This window comes from Nitrospira tepida (assembly GCF_947241125.1).
Classification (GTDB): Bacteria; Nitrospirota; Nitrospiria; order Nitrospirales; family Nitrospiraceae; genus Nitrospira_G; species Nitrospira_G tepida.
Map to the genome: position 1 here is coordinate 1,703,865 of NZ_OX365700.1, position 15,427 is coordinate 1,719,291.

A 15,427-nucleotide genomic window follows, 5' to 3' on the forward strand; every position below is an offset into this window, starting at 1 on the left:
AGGACAAGCCGGTTTTAGGAAGCCGGGTTGTACAGGAAAGTAGGGTGGTATGAAGGTGAAGTCGTCGGTGAAACCCATCTGTTCAAAATGTAAAGTGGTGCGTCGGCGCGGGGTGGTCCGGGTCCTCTGCGAGAATCCCCGCCACAAACAACGGCAAGGTTAGAAGACGTAAACCGTGAAACGTTAAACGGATCGCGGCTGCTCACGTTTCGCGTTTAACGCGCTGGAGGAAATATGGCTCGGATTGCAGGAGTAGATCTGCCGCGTGAGAAGCGCACGGATGTCGGCTTGACCTATATCTACGGAATCGGCCGCGCCGCCGCCCAGGCAATTCTCGCCAAGGCGGGCGTCGACGGGACGATACGGGTCAAGGATCTGACGGAGGACAATATCATCAAGTTGCGCGAGGTCATCGAGCGCGAGCACAAAGTCGAGGGCGATCTGCGCAAAGAAGTCGCCATGAATATCAAGCGGCTGGTCGATACCGGGACCTATCGGGGGCTGCGCCATCGGAAGGGGTTGCCGGTTCGAGGCCAACGGACCAAGACCAATGCGCGGACCCGGAAGGGACGGCGGTCGTCCGCCGGCAGTAAACCCAAAAAGCTGACCCCGGCCGGCGCATAGCCGAGTGGCGTGAGCGATGACAAGGATTGATCTATGAGTGTCAAGAAGGGCAAAAAGAAAGAGCGCAAGATCGTTCAGAGCGGCGTAGCTCATATTCAAGCTTCCTTCAACAACACCATCGTGACCATTACGGACATGACCGGCAACACGGTTGTGTGGTCCAGCGCCGGGAATCAAGGGTTCAAGGGATCCCGGAAGAGCACCCCGTTCGCGGCGCAGCGAGCCGGTGAAGCGGCCGCCCGGAAGGCGATGGAAAACGGCATGCGCCAGGTCGACGTCTATGTGAACGGGCCGGGGGCCGGACGCGAGTCGGCGATCCGGGCGCTCCAGGGTGCCGGCATGCGGATCAATTTGATTCGGGATGTGACGCCGATCCCCCACAACGGATGCCGGCCTCCGAAGCGCCGGCGTGTCTAATCGGTGAGCGGTCCGGAATCCGGGCATAGGAGTCCATTGCAAATGAGCGTTCATTCTCAAGCAACGAGGTGATGTCGTGGCGAGGTATCGAGGTCCCGTCTGCCGATTATGCCGTCGAGAGGGAGAAAAGCTGTTTCTGAAAGGCTCCCGGTGCATGACCGAGAAATGCGCCATCGAGCGACGGAGTTATCCCCCTGGTCAGCACGGGCAGGGACGGCAACGGACGACGGACTATAGCGTTCAGCTACGCGAGAAACAGAAGCTGCGAAGAATTTACGGCCTGCAGGAGCGGCAATTCCGGGGCGTCTTCCAGCGCGCCGAGCGGCGGACCGGGGTCACGGGCGAGATCCTGCTGTCGTTGCTCGAAAGTCGGCTCGACAATGTCGTGTATCGCCTCGGCTTCGCCGTCTCCCGCAAACAGGCCCGCCAGTTGGTCGGCCACGGGCATGTGTCCGTGAACGGCCGTAAGGTTGACATTCCGTCGCAGGTCTTGAAGACCGGAGACGTGATCGAGGTTCGTCCGGGCAGCCGGGAGATCACGACCGTGCTGTCGGCTCTGGATGCCGTCGATTCGCGCGGGGTGCCGGCCTGGCTGGAATTGGATCGGACGGCCTTTCGCGGCACCGTCAAGGCCACGCCGACGAAACAGGACGCCGCCGTCCCGGTGAATGAACAACTCGTGGTCGAGTTGTATTCACGATAACATCGCATGATCGGAATTCCGCCGGCCTCCCGCATCTGTGCCGGGGAGGCGGCGTCTAACATTGGTGAGATGAAGGGGGACCCATGATCAAGCTCATGAAGGACTTTCAGATCCCGCTGCGGGTCGAAGTCGACAAAGAAACGCTCTCCCCGGTCTACGGGAAGTTCACGGCGGAGGCGTTTGAGCGAGGTTTTGGTACCACTGTGGGGAATGCCTTGCGGCGCGTGCTGTTGTCGTCATTGACCGGCGCGGCGGTCACGAGTGTCCGTATCGAGGGAGTCTTGCATGAGTTCTCCACGATTCCGGGAGTGACCGAGGATGTGACGACCATCCTGCTCAATATCAAGAGCCTGCGCCTCGCCCTCCAAGGGGAAAAACCGAAAACGATCCGTCTCCGCAAGAAGGGTCCGGGGGAAGCCAAGGGATCCGATATCGTTCATGACGGAGATTTGAGCATCCTGACCCCGGATCTGCACATCGCCACGCTCGACAAGGACGCCACGATCGACATCGAAATGGTCGTGAAGCACGGACGCGGCTATGTTCCGGCCGAACGCAACAAAGAGGAAGGGTTGCCGATCGGGGTGATCGCGGTCGATTCCATTTTTTCCCCGGTCAAGCGCGTCAATTTCCAGGTTGAGAACGCGCGGGTCGGACGGATGACCGACTACGACAAGCTGACCCTTGAAATTTGGACCGACGGCACCATTTCCCCCCGGGACGCGCTGTCGACGGCTGCGTCGATTCTACGCGACCATTTGGATATCTTCGTGAGTCCGGAGGATCGGCTGGAGGCGAAGCCGGAAGCCGGCGCCGAAGAGCAGCTCCAGGCGGTGAACCGCAATCTGTATCGCAATGTCAGCGAACTCGAACTGTCCGTCCGCGCGGCCAATTGCTTGAAGAACGCCAATATCAAGACCATCGCCGACTTGGTACAGAAGACCGAATTGGAGATGCTGAAGACGAAGAATTTCGGAAAGAAGTCCTTGAACGAAATCAAGGAAATTTTGACGGAGATGGGACTGGGCCTCGGGATGAAGCTTGAGCCGGCGGCGCTGCAAGGCGCCGGCGAATCCAACAGCAAACCCGACGTTTCTTCTTAAGGGAAAAGGAAGGCTACCGTGCGACACGGCAAACGCGGAAGACAACTCGGACGGCAAACCAAGCATCGATGGGCGTTGTTTCGCAGCCTCGTCACGTCGCTGCTGGATCATGAGCGGATCGAAACCACGGAGGCCAAGGCGAAAGAGGTCCGGGGGTTCACCGACCGCATGATCACGCTCGGCAAGGAGGGGACATTGGCGGCCCGTCGGCGGGCGCTGGGGTTTATCCGGCGCAAGGACGTGGTCTCCAAGTTGTTCGGAGAGATGGCGGATCGGTTCCGGAGCCGGCCCGGAGGCTATACCCGGATTATCAAGACCCGGCGGCGCGTCGGAGATGCGGCGCATATGGTGGCCATCGAACTGGTGGCTCAGGCGGCGCAGGTTTCGAAGAAGGAAGCTCCCGCGGCCAAGAAATCCAAGCCCGGATCTGCATCATCCGGCCCAGCTACCGGCACCGGTGAGGCGGCCGCTCCCATCAGCAGCACCTAAGCGTTTCCCTGACTCACTCTCTCCGCGGCGTATCTAGCTTCAGCCGGATACGCCGCTGCATCTGGACACTCCCGCTTCGCGCTTCCCTACCTGCGACTTATTTACTTGGACCGACCTCCATGCTACTATCATGCCAGTTAAAGATCGCGTTGTGTCGTGACCTTCGCTTCTGTGATGTCCTGGCAACAGTGGGTTCGGGGGTTTCTGCTCGCGCTTGCGGTAGTTTCTAGCACCTTTCTCGCGTACCTCCTGCTGACCCGAACTGAGTCGACGTCCCCACGGACCGCTGCGCCCAAGCCGTTGCGTGATCAAGCCGATGCCGGGATGGAGCAGTTTACCTTTACGCAGACGAAAGACGGCGTGGTCCAATGGGAGGTGAAGGCCAAGCAGGCTAGCCTCTATGAAGAACAAAACCATGCATTGTTAAAGACGGTCGAGGTGACGTTGTTTGGCGTGCGCGGGCGTGAGTTGACGGTTGAAGGAGACGAGGCACGGCTCAATACGTCCAATAAGAACTTCGAAATCGAAAACCGCGAACGGGACCTTGTCATTCATCTCGATGGAGGCTATACGATCTACACCAATCATGTGCAGTGGACCGACAAGCGCCAGGAATTGGAGACGCAGGACCCCGTGATCATTGAAGGCAAGGGCATGCGGATCACGGGACGGGGGTTATTGGGGAAGGTGGAGCGTGAAGAGTTTCAAGTATTGGACGATGTGCGTGTGGACCTTGACGCGGCTCAGTAGCCGTGTCGTCGTGGCCGGCCTTCTCTGCGCGGCTTCGGCTCTGGCCCAGGAACAGCGGGCCACACCCGATGAGAAAACGACCATTACCGCGAAGAAGATGACGGTCCGGAATCAGGAGAACAAAGCGATCTTTGAAGGGGCAGTGGTCCTCACACGGGGGCCGCTGGTGGTGCATTCAGATACCATGGTGATGCTGTATCAGGGAAAAGCCGACAGCGCGGCGTCACCGGGCGGCCAAACGGCTTCGTGCGGGTCTGGGGAGGGGGCTTCGCGCGGAAAGCCCGCGGCGGGACGGGATCAGAAGCCTAATGCTGGCCAAGCCATGCCGACGGTATCCGACCGCAAGGTGTGCCTGATCGAAGCCAGCGGGAACGTCACGATCGAAAAGGATGAGGGGCGCGCCATCTGCCGCAAGGCGGTGTTCTATCAGGAGGAAGAGAAAATTGTGCTGACGGGAGATCCCGTGGTGTGGCAACGTGGAACCCGTGTCACGGGGCAGAAGATCACCATGTTCCTGGCGGAAGATCGCAGCGTTGTGGAAGGCGGTTCCCATGTCACCATCGTTCCAGAAGGAGAACGCCGGTCGCCATGAGTAAGGGAAAGGCCGTGAGCCTCATCCCTGTGGACAGTGTCGCTCGGAGTCAGGCTCGCGTCGAAGACCGCCTGGCCGGGGAAGGACTGGTCAAGAGTTTCAAAGGCCGGACGGTCGTCAAAGGAGTCCAGCTTGATGTGACCGCGGGAGAAATCGTGGGGTTGCTGGGGCCCAATGGCGCCGGCAAGACGACGATCTTCGACATGATGGTGGGGCTCTGCCAGCCGGATGCCGGGACCATCAGTCTCGGCGAGCAGGTCGTGACCGCGCTGCCCATGTACCAACGGGCTCGTCTCGGCCTTGGATACCTTCCACAGGAGTCTTCCGTGTTCCGGCGCTTGTCGGTGGAAGACAACATCATGGCGATTCTTGAAATGCTCGAGCTGTCGAATGAAGAACAGGAACAACGGTTGGAAGCCTTGCTGAAGGAATTGGACCTGACGCCGCTTCGGAAGAGCAAAGCCTATGCGCTCTCGGGCGGCGAACGGCGGCGGCTAGAAATTACGCGCGCGCTCGCCACCCGCCCGCGCTTCCTGTTGCTCGACGAACCGTTTGCGGGCATTGACCCCATTGCGGTGGCGGAGATTCAGCACATCATCACCCGCATGAAGCACCGGCACATCGGCATTCTGATTACCGACCACAATGTGCAGGAAACCTTGTCCATTACCGATCGTGCTTACATCATCAACGAGGGCACGATCTTGGAAGCGGGAACGCCGGAAGTCATCGTGAATAGTGCGGTGGCACGCGCGGTATACTTGGGAGACCGCTTCCAATTGTAGCGCCGGTTCACGGGATATCCATCATGAAACTCAGGCTCGATCTCAGACTCAGCCAAAAGTTGATCATGACGCCGCAGCTCCAGCAGGCGATCAAGCTGTTGCAATTGTCCCGTCTGGAACTGCAACAGACATTGGAGCAGCATCTGCTCGAGAATCCGGTTCTCGAAGAAGTGCAGTCGGAGGTGGAAGAGGCCGAGGCGGCGGCAAGCGAGGACGGTGTTCCGCCCGTCGAGCCTTCCAACGACACCGTCGCCTCGGCCGAATCGGCCGGCACCGCGAACGATCGCGACAACCCCGAAGAGCTGTCGGCCTCGGGGTGGGAGGACTATTTCGACAGCGACCGCCGTGCCGGCGATGTGGAGTATCCTTCCGGGGGGCAGGATGAGATGCCGTCCTTCGAACAGACGCTTACCACGGCCACGTCGCTGGAGGAGCATTTGCGTTGGCAACTTTCCCTGTGCGGGTTATCGGAACGGGAGAAGATGATCGGACGTCTGATCATCGGCAATCTTGACGACGACGGCTATTTGAGGATTTCGCTGGAGGAAGTCGTCGCGGGCACCGATTTCACGCCGACCGAAGCGGAGAACGTCCTCAGCGAAATTCAGAAGTTCGACCCGGCCGGCGTCGGCGCGCGCAACCTGCCGGAATGTTTATTGCTGCAATTGGGTTATCTCGGCCGCAGCCCGATCGGGTCCATCGGCGCCAGGCCCGGGGCCTTGCGGGGGGCGGTCGTGGAGTCCATCATTCTCCATCATCTGAAGGATCTGGAGAAAAAGCAGTACGCCAAGATCGCCAAGACCCTGGATGTCAGTTGCGAGGAGGTGTTCGAAGCCACGCGCGTCATCGAGGGGCTGGAGCCCAAGCCCGGCCGTCCGTTCTCCTCGACAGACAATCATGTGATTGTGCCGGATGTGTTCGTGGTCAAACACGAAGGCCAATGGGTTGTGCTCCTGAACGACGAAGGTCTGCCACGGATGCGGATCAGCCCCTATTGCAAGCAGCTTCTGGCGACGCAGGGGGCCTCGGGGGAAACCAAAGCCTACCTCGATGAAAAAATGCGTGCGGCCCAATGGGTGTTGCGCAGTATCGAACAGCGCAACAAAACGATCGTCAAGGTCGTCAGCAGCATCGTGAAATTCCAGGAAGCGTTTTTTGAACAGGGCGTGCAGCACTTGCGTCCGTTGGTATTGAAGCAGGTGGCCGACGACGTGGGGATGCATGAGTCGACGATCAGCCGCGTCACCGCGAACAAATATCTGTATTGTCCTCAAGGAATGGTGGAGTTGAAATATTTCTTCAATGCGGGGCTTCAGCGGACCGACCTGCAGGGAGAGATGCTCTCGTCGGTGACGGTGCGGGAAATGATTCGCCGAATGGTCGCGGAAGAGGACAGCGCTCACCCACTGAAGGATGAGGAGATTGCCGCCCGGCTCCGCGGCCAACAGATCATGATTGCACGGCGGACCGTTGCCAAGTACCGAGCCGAAGAGAACATCCCCTCTGCCAGCCAGCGGAAGCGTTTTTTCTGACCACGAATCGAGCTCACCTCTGGGCTTCTCCTCACTGAAGGGGAGGCGAGGCCATGCTCCCGCCAGTTATTGAATCTCCATGCATAAGCGTCGAGGTGTTCAAGAGTCAAGCCGGTCGCCTATTCCAAATGAAACGGAGCGAGCGATGAACATTGTAATTACGGGGCGTCACATTCGCATTACCCATGCCTTGCGGGAGTATGTGCAGCAGAAAGTCGAGCGGCTGGGGCGATACAGCCTGCCGCTCAGCAGTGTGCAGATGATTCTGTCCGTGGAGAAATTTCGCCATCAAGCCGAGATCGTCTGCGTCTTCAACGGGAAACAATATCGTGCCAAAGCCTCGTCGCATGAAATGTATGCTTCGATCGACGACGTGACCGATAAACTCGATCGGCAGATGCGGAAAAAGAAGGACAAGCTCGTCAGCCATAAAGGAGCGAGGCGCCGGGAGACACTGGCCAGAATCCCGTCCCGAGAAGCGGAAGAGGCGCAGAGCGTTTCGGTCAACCGGACCCAGGCTGAAACATTGACGGTTCATGAAGCGCTCAGTCGATTGCCGATGGAAGCGGCCTCGTTGCTCTTTTTCACGGAAGCTGCATCAGGATCAGTGTTGGCATTGCGCCGCGGCGCCGGCGGCGCGGTCGAACTGATTGTGCCGCAGGCTCAACCATAGGGCGGAGTTCAATGACGGATTTTCAGTTGGTGATCATCAGCGGCCTGTCGGGTTCCGGGAAAACGCATGCCCTGAAGTGCTTTGAGGACGAAGGGTATTTCTGTGTGGATAATCTGCCGCCCGCGCTGCTCCCAACTTTCGTCGAGTTGTGTCGGCAGCAGGGCGATGAGGTCAGAAACGTCGCCTTGGGTATCGATATTCGTGAGCGCGCGTTTCTCGGTGATCTGAGAGCGAATCTGGAAGGCATCAGGCGAAGAGACTACAAGCTCCGCCTGCTGTTTTTTGAAGCAAAAGAAGACGTGCTGGTCAGGCGGTTCTCTGAGTCGCGTCGGCCTCATCCGGTCATGCCCCAAGCCCCTCTCCTGGACGCCGTTCGTGTCGAGAAGGAACGGTTGCAGGACCTCCGCGACATCGCGGACCTGATCATCGACACCTCGGACTTGACCGTTCATGACCTCAAAGGGGTGCTGAGCCGATACATACACAAAGAGGCGGCGGGTCGCCGCATGACGATTTCTCTCATCACCTTCGGATTCAAGTTCGGCGTTCCGTATGACATTGATCTGCTTTTCGACGTGCGTTTTATGAAGAACCCGTATTTTCATCAGGAGATGAAAGCCTTAACGGGCGAAGACAAGCGGGTGCAAGCGTACGTATTGGAGGATTCCGCGGCCTGCGAGTTTGTCGAGAAGCTGCTCGATCTGCTGAAGTTTCTGATCCCTCTGTTTGAACGGGAACACCGCAGTTACCTGAATATCGGCATCGGATGCACGGGGGGGCGCCATCGTTCTATCGCCGTGGCCTGCCATGTCCGGGACGCCTTGGCCGCCCAAGGATTCGAGCCCATCCTGTTTCATCGCGACATTCACAAGTCTTAATCGGTCGAGTCCTCCCGCAACGCGCGCACTGAACGGCGCTTTGCTTGACACATGTAGGACATGGACTATACTTGGCAATGTCCCACACTGCGTGTGAACTAAAACGAAAAGTCAAGTACAGATCAGGCCCTATAAAGAACTAGGCATAAAGGTCTGTGCTGGAATGTCTTCGATGGAGTGTGTCGAGCGATAGAGGCGGTTCATCTATGTTGGCACAACTACGCAACGTCCTGTCAGCCGATTTTTCAACTCTTCTCTCTTCCAGGCGGCAGCTTATCGGACTCGACATCGGCTCCAGCGCGATCAAATTGGTCCAGTTGAAGGAAGTGAAGGGTCGGTACGTCCTGCAAAAGTGTGCGGTGAAACCGCTTGAGCCGGAGGTCATTGTCGACGGAACCGTCATGGACGAAGGCCGCGTCGTCGCGGCCATTCGGGAGCTCATGTCCGAGCAAGGAATCAAGCACAAACAGGCGGCCATTTCGATTTCAGGACATGCGGTGATTGTGAAAAAGATCAGCCTGCCGCCGATGCCGGATAATGAACTGGCAGAGCAGGTTAAGCTGGCTGCTGAACAATACATCCCCTTTGATATCAATGAGGTCAATCTGGATTTTCATGTGTTGAACGGGACGGACGGCAGTGGGGACGGCGACGGCCAGATGTCGATTTTGCTCGTAGCGGCGAAGAAGGACAAGGTGAATGAGCTCTGCGAACTGGTCAAGACCGCGGGATTGACCCCCAGTGTTATGGACGTGGATGCCTTTGCCATCCAAAACATGCATGAGGTCAATTACCCGATGACCAAGGGAGACGTCACGACGATCGTCAATATCGGTGCCAGCGTGATGAACGTCAATATCGTTCAGAATGGCGCGTCGCTCTTTACCCGGGATATTCCTCTCGGAGGCAATCGTTACACGGAAGCCATTCAAAGAGAATTGGGCCTATCCTTCGAAGAGGCGGAAGAAGTGAAGAAGAGCGAACGTCCGAGCAGCAGCCAAGAGGAGGTCGTTCGGAGCGTCATGGAGAGCCTCAATGCGGAGGTGGCGTCGGAGATCGGGCGCACCATTGATTACTATAAAAGTACGGCTGGAGACGGAGATGTGGAGCGCCTCCTTCTTTGTGGAGGGGGGGCCAAAGCAAGTGGATTACTCGAACAACTTCGTGATCGTATGCGGGTCAAAGTCGAATTAGCCAATCCCTTTCAGGAGATTGACTGCACGGCAGCCGATGTCGATCCTGCCACGCTTGATGAAATGAGCGCCGTTGCCGCGGTGGGCGTTGGCCTTGCGTTGCGTGTAATGGGGGACTGATGATTCGGATCAATCTTATCGCCGGACCTCGGGCCAAGAAAGCGCAACCCGCGCAGTGGGGGGCACGAGCGGAGGCCATGAGTGGGGCCGCCATCATCGGGCTCACGCTGCTGATCGCCTGGTGGTACGTGGGCGCGCTTCAAGAGGAGCGTCAAGCCAAAGAACAGGAGAAGCAGGAAAAGGGGAGACAAATCGCCGCGCTCAAGGAACAGGTCAAGCAAGTTGATGGATTTGAACAAAAGAAGAAGACGCTCGAAGATAAGAATCGGATTATCGATCAGCTCGAAAAATCACGGTCCGGTCCAGTGAAAGTGATGGACCATCTCAGCCGGAGTCTTGATCCGCTGAAGTTGTGGCTGTCGAAGATGTCAATGAAGGAAGGGCGAGTGGAGGTCGAAGGACGGGCGCTTACGAACGATGACATCGTAGAGTTCGTGAATAATCTGCGTCGAACGGAATATTTTACCGCGATTCAACTGATGGAGTCCCGCGCAGCGACCGAAGGCAAGACAGGAGTATTCAGCTTCAAGATCACTTTCGCGCTGAGGACCTAAACAGTGGACATGCCCAAACTGAATCTGGATTCTCTGCATAGCGTGCCACTGTCCCAGAAGCTGGCGCTGCTGGGACTCATCATCGCCGGGATCATGGCCGGAGTGTACTACTACTATATCGAGCCCGAGAACGAACAGATCAGCCAGCTCCAAACTCAGATTGTCCAACTGGATGCGGAAGTTCAGAATCTCACGATCAAAGTGAAACATCTCGATGAACTGGTCGCGGCGACTAAACAGTTGGAGATCGAGCTCGCCAAGAAAAAAGAGCGGCTGCCGCCATCCGAGGAGGCCGTGATGCTGCTGAAGCAACTGTCGGATCTCGGATCTCGGCTTGGGTTGGATATCAAACTGTGGAAACCTGCTCCTCCTGCTGAAGACCCTTCCAAGCTCTTTGTCCGGATGCCGGTCAGCGTCGAGGTGACCGGCGGATACCATACGGCGGCTATTTTCTTTGACCGTGTCAACCGCTTGCCCCGTATTATCAATGTGTCGGACTTGAGGATGGGGAATCCACAGGTCGAAAAAGGACGGGTTGTGACGCAAACTGTATTTGATTTGGTGGCCTTTGCGGCGCCGGAAGAGCGAGTCGCATCGGTCAATGCGTCAAGTCCTGCTGTTCCCGCGACGCTTCCGGGGAATGTCAAGCGATGAAGATGAGCGATGTGAAGCTGTTGCCTGTCAATGTCAAATTGGGTTGGGTGGGCCCTCCAATTATTTTAATGGCTCTCATCGTGCCCGCTATGGGATTCGCACAACCGGCTTCCGAAGCTAAACAACCTGGAGGCATGGTGCCTGTGTCGCCGGCATCCATCCCGAGCCAGGCCGTTGGCGAAGCGACGTCCACCTTGCGTCCCCCTCAAAGCACTCCGGGGCAACCGGAAGCCTTGGCCGGGACGGGGGCGGTCCTTGGCGCATTTGAGACCGAGGTGCCGGTGTATGATCCTGCAGGACGCCGTGACCCCTTTGTCGCCATTGTGCAACTCGACGACAGAAAAACCGACGAAGCCCTGCCTCCTCTGCAACGGGTTGCCGTAACCGAGATCAATCTCATTGCCGTCGTGTGGGGAGGGTATGGATACACAGGCATGGTGCAAACTCCCGATGGGAAGGGTTACGTCATCCGGAAGGGGACGCGGCTAGGAACCAATAACGGCCTTGTGACATCGATTACCGAGCGAGGCGTGATCGTTGTGGAGCGATTTACAGACGTCTACGGGAATAAACAGGAGCGGGAATACGTTAAGCTCCTTCATCCAAAAGAGGCGGCAGAATGAAACGGCATAACTGGCTCGCGGGTGCGGCGGTTTTGGTGATGGTAGGTGGTGGAGCGTCGTTAGCTCAGGGTGAGACGAGTCAACCACCGGCACCTGCTGAGGAGCGGCCGATGCTCTCCGGACTGCATATCACGCCCTACCCGGACCGGGTGCGTGTCACAATTGCAGGGGTAAGGAAAGATGAGGTCTATCAAGTTCGAAAGAGCTCGGTGCCGCCCATGGTGTCCATTGTGCTGCCCGGCCATTCCTGGGGTACGGCCTCCGGCGAAGCAGTCGTGAACCAAGGTCCAGTGGTCAAACTCATCCGTGAAAATATCGCCTCGCCAATCAAGGGTTCGCGCATTGTCTTTCAGCTCACAGAGCCGGCCGATCCCGATATCTCGCGGGATGGTGACAGCTTGCAGGTGGAGTTCCCGATCCACATGGCGTTGTCCATGACGGCCACGACAATCAAGGCCGTCGAGGTGCATCCGAATGCGCAGGGCGTCCAAATCGTGGTCTCGGCCGACGGGCGGCTGTCCCACGACGTGCGCCTCATCGAGGGGAATCGTCTCGTTATCGATCTGCCACGTGTGTCGTCCGAGGCCGTTGTCCCGGAGGTCGGAAGGAAGGATCAACTGATCCAGCGGGTTCGCCTCGGACGTCACAGCGAGAAGGTTCGGCTAGTCGTGGATCTGACGGAGCCAGCGGCCTATTCTGTTGAGTCGACGCCGAGCGGCCTGATCGTGCACCTTGCGGGAACGGCGGGAAAGACCGTGCTTCCAAAAGCTCAAGCGCAAGAGCCGGAACGCTTTTCGGGCGCCGGCTCATCTCCTGAAATGTCCGTACGGTCTGTTGCCACTCTCGGCTCTGCGCCGCGCGCCGTCCACGCCGTTCAGCACCCGAACCAGGGGACGGCCATGAAGCCGCAACTGGTGCAACTCACCGCCGCAATCGATCAAAAAAATCAGGATGAGGTTGTCGTCGACCAGCCGCGCTTCGTCGGGCGGCGGATTTCGCTGGATTTCCAAGCGGCCGAAATCAGCAACGTCCTGCGGCTGATCGCCGAGGTCAGTGGCTTCAATATCGTGGTGGGTGAAGGGGTTAAATCCAAGGTGACGATGAAGCTGGCCAACGTGCCGTGGGATCAGGCGCTGGACATGTTGCTGCGCATGAACGGCCTTGGAATGATGAAGCAGGGCAACATCGTCTGGGTGGACACCTTGATGAATCTGTCCAAACAGCAGGAGGAGGAAGCGAAAGCCAAGGAAGCCAAGAGTAAAGCCGAAGAGATCGTGACGCGCATTTTTTATCTGCGCAACATTCCTGCGCAGGAGGTGGTGACGTCGTTGCGGCAGTATCTGAGCCCAAGGGGACAGATGCAATTCAACAACGCGAGCAATGCGGTGATTGTGCGGGACATCGAGTCCAGAATCGGAATGTTCCGGCAGCTCGTCGATGGAATCGACCTGCAATTGCCGCAGGTGGAAATCGAAGCGCGGGTGGTGCAAGCCAACACGAACTACACCCGTTCCCTCGGCATTCAATGGGGCTTTCAAAATGTGAATACGCTCGGGTCCGCGAACGGAGTCGCCAACTTCAGGGCCGGCACCACGGGGTCGTTCGGCCAGCCGGTCAGCGATTTCCTGGTAAATTTGCCGGCGACGGTGGCCGGTCTTCAGCCTATTCCGGCGGTCGGATTTCAATTCGGCAAGACGGACGGCGCGCTGCTGGATCTTCGTCTTTCCGCTGGAGAGGCCCTGGGGTTGACCAAGGTGATCGCCTCGCCGAAAATCACGACGTTGGATAACCGGGAGGCCAAGATTTCTCAGGGCGAATCCATTCCGTTCCAAACCGTCTCGTTGCAGGGCACGCAGACCACGTTCGTTGACGCGAATCTGGAACTGCAGGTGACGCCGCAGATCACGTCGCGTGATCCGAACGAGGTAACCAAGCGAATCATGCTCAAGGTACGGGCAACCAGAAACGCCGTCGGAGCGCGAAGCAATCCCGCGGGGCCCAGCATCGACAAGCGGGAGGCTCAAACGCAAGTCCTGGTTCGAGATGGCGAGACCATGGTGATCGGCGGCGTGTACGTCGATCAACAGCAGAACAACGTGAACGGGGTTCCGTATCTCTCGCGGATTCCGGTACTCGGCTGGTTGTTCAAGAACAAAGTCGAGGATATTGCGAGACAGGAGTTGCTTATCTTCCTGACGCCGAACATCGTCAAGAGCTGACGAGATCCGGTAGGTCCGAGGTCGCCGTGTGGCTTGCTCGGCCGGAAGCCGAGTTGCGCGGCGGGTGCACCCTAGCCCGGCACGCATAAGAGACGCGCTCAGCCTCCTGCGGCATCACTCTCACCGTCATTCTGAACCGGCTGCTTCCGATATCCCCGCTGGCGCCCGTCAGCAAGCCATCTGTTCGTCGTTGTTCGGATGCCCCACAGCACTCGAGTCGCAGCCCCTGACCAGACTTTTAGTTGGCCACGATCCTGTGCTACTATCTCGGCATCTCGCCTGCCCGGCAGCCGGATGGCATTCCTCAAGCGTTCCACAGACAGAGCGCGCGCTGATAAATCTGGTTGGGCTGGTGCATCCGAGTGCTGTCAGCGTATGTCGGCTACGACCATACCTTTCTCTACGCAGGTGACCGTCTCCCTCGGAGAGCGGGGATATCCGATTGTGATCCAGCCCGGATTGCTGGGGGAGGTGGGGGCTCGGCTCAAAGGGTTGGGCGCAAAAGGAAAGGTGGGGTTAGTCACCGATCGAACCGTCGCTCGCTTGTACGCGCCTGAGGTGATGGCGGCGCTCCGACGGGCAGGATATCGTGTGCATCTGATCACGGTTCCGTCCGGTGAGCGGGCCAAGACGCTTGCCTGGATGGGGAAGGTGTTGGATATCTTGGTCAAGGAGCGGTTCGAACGCAGTTCCTTCCTTGTTGCCTTGGGCGGCGGCGTCGTGGGGGACCTTACGGGCTTCGCCGCATCCGTTTATCTACGGGGAGTGCCGTTCGTCCAGGTTCCGACCACGGTCATTGCGCAAGTCGATTCGAGCGTGGGAGGCAAGACCGGGGTCAATCATCGGTTGGGAAAGAACCTCATCGGCGCGTTCTATCAACCGCGGGCGGTGTTGATCGACCCGGTGACCCTCCAGACTCTGCCTGTTCGCGAAATCACAGCCGGGTTGGCCGAGGTCATCAAGTACGGCGTGATCGCCGACCCCGATTTTTTTCAATACCTGGAGCAGCACATCTCGGCCGTGCTCAAGTTGGATCGGGAGGCGACGGCTGCGGTCATTCGGAGATCGTGTGAAATCAAAGCCGCCGTGGTGGGGGCGGATGAGCGGGAAGGCGATCGCCGGAGGATCTTGAACTATGGCCATACCATCGGCCACGCGCTGGAGGCGCTCGGGGCCTATCGGTCGCTGATTCATGGAGAGGCGGTGGCGATCGGGATGGTGGCGGAAGCCTCGTTGGCGGTTCATTTAGGCTATTGCCAACCGGATGTGGTCCAACGGATTCGTACGTTGGCGCAGGCAGCCGGATTGCCGTACCGTCTTCCTCGGGTTTCGATGGAGAAAATGTGGACGGCCATGCAGCATGACAAGAAAGTGGTCCAGGGCACGGTCTATGGGGTGTGGCCCGTTCGGATCGGAGAGGTACGCATCGCCCCCGTGCAGCGTGATGAGTTTCGGCAGTGGTTCGCCCGGGTAAGGAAAGAGCATGCTTAACAGCCGGCCGTGGCGGCCCACGCAATG

The 15,427-nt window shown here is 58.3% G+C and carries 18 protein-coding genes; all 18 read left to right on the forward strand.

All coding sequences use genetic code 11. The features are described 5' to 3' along the window. Positions 1-49: 49 nt before the first annotated feature. Positions 50-163, forward strand: coding sequence for a 50S ribosomal protein L36 (gene rpmJ, locus QWI75_RS08110; RefSeq protein ID WP_289268191.1), 114 nt, complete (start codon positions 50-52; stop codon positions 161-163). Positions 164-234: 71 nt separating this feature from the next. Then, entirely contained in the window at positions 235-624 is a 390-nt protein-coding gene (gene rpsM, locus QWI75_RS08115) for a 30S ribosomal protein S13 (protein ID WP_289268192.1), read from the forward strand. A 33-nt stretch (positions 625-657) separates the two neighbouring features. Then, entirely contained in the window at positions 658-1,041 is a 384-nt protein-coding gene (gene rpsK / locus QWI75_RS08120; RefSeq protein WP_289268193.1) for a 30S ribosomal protein S11, read from the forward strand. A 76-nt stretch (positions 1,042-1,117) separates the two neighbouring features. Beyond that, positions 1,118-1,744, forward strand: coding sequence for a 30S ribosomal protein S4 (gene rpsD / locus QWI75_RS08125; protein ID WP_289268194.1), 627 nt, complete (start codon positions 1,118-1,120; stop codon positions 1,742-1,744). An 83-nt stretch (positions 1,745-1,827) separates the two neighbouring features. Then, entirely contained in the window at positions 1,828-2,847 is a 1,020-nt protein-coding gene (locus QWI75_RS08130) for a DNA-directed RNA polymerase subunit alpha (protein ID WP_289268195.1), read from the forward strand. 18 nt (positions 2,848-2,865) lie between these two features. Then, the gene (rplQ, locus tag QWI75_RS08135; RefSeq protein ID WP_289268196.1) at positions 2,866-3,336 is read left to right on the forward strand and encodes a 50S ribosomal protein L17; all 471 of its coding nucleotides are present in this window, start codon (positions 2,866-2,868) and stop codon (positions 3,334-3,336) included. A 174-nt stretch (positions 3,337-3,510) separates the two neighbouring features. Then, the gene (lptC, locus tag QWI75_RS08140) at positions 3,511-4,086 is read left to right on the forward strand and encodes an LPS export ABC transporter periplasmic protein LptC (RefSeq protein ID WP_289271641.1); all 576 of its coding nucleotides are present in this window, start codon (positions 3,511-3,513) and stop codon (positions 4,084-4,086) included. Next, a complete protein-coding gene (locus tag QWI75_RS08145; protein ID WP_289268197.1) occupies positions 4,031-4,678 on the forward strand; it encodes an LptA/OstA family protein in 648 nt (215 codons plus the stop codon). The genes lptC and QWI75_RS08145 overlap by 56 nt, the downstream gene beginning before the upstream one ends. Beyond that, the gene (gene lptB, locus QWI75_RS08150) at positions 4,675-5,463 is read left to right on the forward strand and encodes an LPS export ABC transporter ATP-binding protein (RefSeq protein WP_289268198.1); all 789 of its coding nucleotides are present in this window, start codon (positions 4,675-4,677) and stop codon (positions 5,461-5,463) included. Before QWI75_RS08145 ends, lptB begins: the two co-directional genes overlap by 4 nt. Before the next feature lie 23 nt (positions 5,464-5,486). Further along, complete coding sequence (gene rpoN, locus QWI75_RS08155; protein WP_289268199.1) at positions 5,487-6,995, forward strand: RNA polymerase factor sigma-54; 1,509 nt, start codon at positions 5,487-5,489, stop codon at positions 6,993-6,995. A gap of 145 nt (positions 6,996-7,140) precedes the next feature. Beyond that, a complete protein-coding gene (hpf, locus tag QWI75_RS08160) occupies positions 7,141-7,668 on the forward strand; it encodes a ribosome hibernation-promoting factor, HPF/YfiA family (protein WP_289268200.1) in 528 nt (175 codons plus the stop codon). 11 nt (positions 7,669-7,679) lie between these two features. Beyond that, positions 7,680-8,546: an RNase adapter RapZ gene (gene rapZ / locus QWI75_RS08165; RefSeq protein ID WP_289268201.1), complete on the forward strand. Its 867-nt coding sequence runs from the start codon at positions 7,680-7,682 to the stop codon at positions 8,544-8,546. Positions 8,547-8,725: 179 nt separating this feature from the next. Next, positions 8,726-9,859: a type IV pilus assembly protein PilM gene (pilM, locus tag QWI75_RS08170; protein ID WP_289268202.1), complete on the forward strand. Its 1,134-nt coding sequence runs from the start codon at positions 8,726-8,728 to the stop codon at positions 9,857-9,859. Further along, positions 9,859-10,413: a PilN domain-containing protein gene (locus QWI75_RS08175; protein WP_289268203.1), complete on the forward strand. Its 555-nt coding sequence runs from the start codon at positions 9,859-9,861 to the stop codon at positions 10,411-10,413. The genes pilM and QWI75_RS08175 overlap by 1 nt, the downstream gene beginning before the upstream one ends. Positions 10,414-10,422: 9 nt before the next feature. After that, complete coding sequence (locus QWI75_RS08180; RefSeq protein ID WP_289268204.1) at positions 10,423-11,067, forward strand: type IV pilus inner membrane component PilO; 645 nt, start codon at positions 10,423-10,425, stop codon at positions 11,065-11,067. Then, positions 11,064-11,690: a pilus assembly protein PilP gene (locus tag QWI75_RS08185; protein ID WP_289268205.1), complete on the forward strand. Its 627-nt coding sequence runs from the start codon at positions 11,064-11,066 to the stop codon at positions 11,688-11,690. Before QWI75_RS08180 ends, QWI75_RS08185 begins: the two co-directional genes overlap by 4 nt. A 110-nt stretch (positions 11,691-11,800) precedes the next feature. Beyond that, on the forward strand, positions 11,801-13,909 hold the full coding sequence (locus QWI75_RS08190; protein WP_289268206.1) for a type IV pilus secretin PilQ: 2,109 nt from the start codon (positions 11,801-11,803) through the stop codon (positions 13,907-13,909). 444 nt (positions 13,910-14,353) lie between these two features. Next, entirely contained in the window at positions 14,354-15,400 is a 1,047-nt protein-coding gene (gene aroB, locus QWI75_RS08195) for a 3-dehydroquinate synthase (RefSeq protein WP_289268207.1), read from the forward strand. Positions 15,401-15,427 lie beyond the last annotated feature (27 nt).